This window comes from Streptomyces sp. ADMS, assembly GCF_033441795.1.
Lineage (GTDB): Bacteria > Actinomycetota > Actinomycetes > Streptomycetales > Streptomycetaceae > Streptomyces.
This window is the reverse complement of record NZ_JAVFVX010000308.1, coordinates 1-1,373: the sequence shown is the minus strand read 5'-3', so window position 1 is coordinate 1,373 and position 1,373 is coordinate 1. Positions and strand designations below refer to the sequence as shown.

The following is a 1,373-nucleotide window of genomic DNA, read 5'->3' as shown; positions in this document are numbered from 1 at the left end:
TCCTCGTTTCAAGAAGAGTTATCCACAAACATCGAATCGGTGGATCAAGGCTAAGGCCGTACGTCGACAGCATCTGGTAGCCGACCGCCTCGCGATCACCGGCAGCCGCTGGAGCGTCCCCGGAGCCGAAGCCCTCCTCCAACTCCGCGCGATCATCAGCAACGGCCGCTTCACCGCCTACTGGCGCTATCACGTGCGCCAGGAACACACACGTTTCTATCCCCGCCACGACCAGGCCGATTACCGCCTGACGGCCTGAACGATCTCACTGCAGGAGAGCTACACCCAAAGGCGATGGCGTCGCCGCCCAGGCCCCCGCTCCCCCGGCGTGCACGACATAGGTGCGGCCGTTGCTGCGACACAGACCGCGGTGCACACCTCGAACTCCCGTCCGCTGCCTCATGGTGGCGCTGACCTCTTCGAGGAGGATCAGCAGCCGCTGGTCGATGGCGACCAGGTCTGTGTCGATGCCGAGTTCGTCAGCGACGCGGACGCGCCGCCGACCCTCCCGGCCGAGCTCGATCAGGGGGCCTGTCGAGCGGACCCCGGGTGCTGTGTGCGCCCGGGACCCTTCGCTGTCCCGGATCTGCGGCATCGCACTGGAGTGCGTGTAGGCCCTGGGATCCGGGGCGGGAGTGTCTAATCAACGGCGGATCTGATGATCAAGGAGATGCGTCTGATGACGGAGACCGCCGTGGAGAACGAGCAGGCCGAGCAGGTGGTTCAGGCACCGTCGAGTGCGGTGTCGGACGAGCAGCTCGTTGCGATGCTGGTTGACCGTGCCCGTAACGAGGGGCTGCAACTGACCGGTGAGGGCGTGCTGCTGCAACAGCTCACCAAGCGGGTGCTCGAGTCCGCCCTGGAGGGCGAGATCTCCGAGTGCGGGGTGGGTCGCACGCGGTGCGTGAGCGGGACGGCCCCTCGCAGGAAGATGTAGTCGAACTTGCTGTGCCAGTCAGTGTTCGGCCTGCAGGTGCCGACGGGCGGGGGATGACACCGGGGGTCTGTGTCCGCGGCCAGCGCCCATATCCGGGTGAAGTCGCGAGTGCGGCACCGAGTTGAAGTCACCGAGCAGGGGAATGGGAGGGACCCGACTCCGGCGTCGCTTCAAGAAGGAGCAAGGTGCAGGAAGCGCAGTTCGCCGACCGGGCCGCTCCCCACAGACCTGCGGGCGGCACGGAGTGGCCGAACCACGTTCGGGTTCGGCCACTCCTCCCGCGGTCAGCGCAGCCAGTGGTTGCGGCCGACGATCGGGAGCCTGGCCCAGGCCTTGCCGAGGCCCCAGGTGGCTCCGGCGCCCGCGGCCGCGAGGGCTATGAGGGCGACGGCGTAGATCAGGTGGTAGTCGACGAAGGGGTTCGTCGACATGCTCA

The 1,373-nt window shown here is 67.1% G+C and carries 1 protein-coding gene and 3 pseudogenes; 2 read left to right on the top strand and 2 right to left on the bottom strand.

Annotation, left to right across the window (positions count from 1 at the left end; translation table 11 throughout):
• Window positions 1-259 (top strand): annotated as a pseudogene (locus RB628_RS40615) (hypothetical protein); the annotation flags it as partial.
• 6 nt (window positions 260-265) lie between these two features.
• Here the strand turns inward: RB628_RS40615 and RB628_RS40610 are convergent.
• Window positions 266-595, bottom strand: coding sequence for a hypothetical protein (locus tag RB628_RS40610; RefSeq protein ID WP_318325664.1), 330 nt, complete (start codon window positions 593-595; stop codon window positions 266-268).
• Between the two features lie 84 nt (window positions 596-679).
• Between RB628_RS40610 and RB628_RS40605 the strand changes: the two are divergent.
• Window positions 680-880 (top strand): annotated as a pseudogene (locus RB628_RS40605) (IS256 family transposase); the annotation flags it as partial.
• On the opposite strand, the pseudogene RB628_RS40600 reads toward RB628_RS40605, so the two are convergent.
• Window positions 874-1,075 (bottom strand): annotated as a pseudogene (locus RB628_RS40600) (endonuclease/exonuclease/phosphatase family protein); the annotation flags it as partial. The pseudogenes RB628_RS40605 and RB628_RS40600 sit on opposite strands and share 7 nt — an antisense overlap.
• Window positions 1,076-1,373 lie beyond the last annotated feature (298 nt).

Excerpts from the sequence above, each read along its gene's own strand:
- RB628_RS40610 (WP_318325664.1), bottom strand. The coding sequence starts at position 595 with ATGCCGCAGATCCGGGACAGCGAAGGGTCCCGGGCGCACACAGCACCC.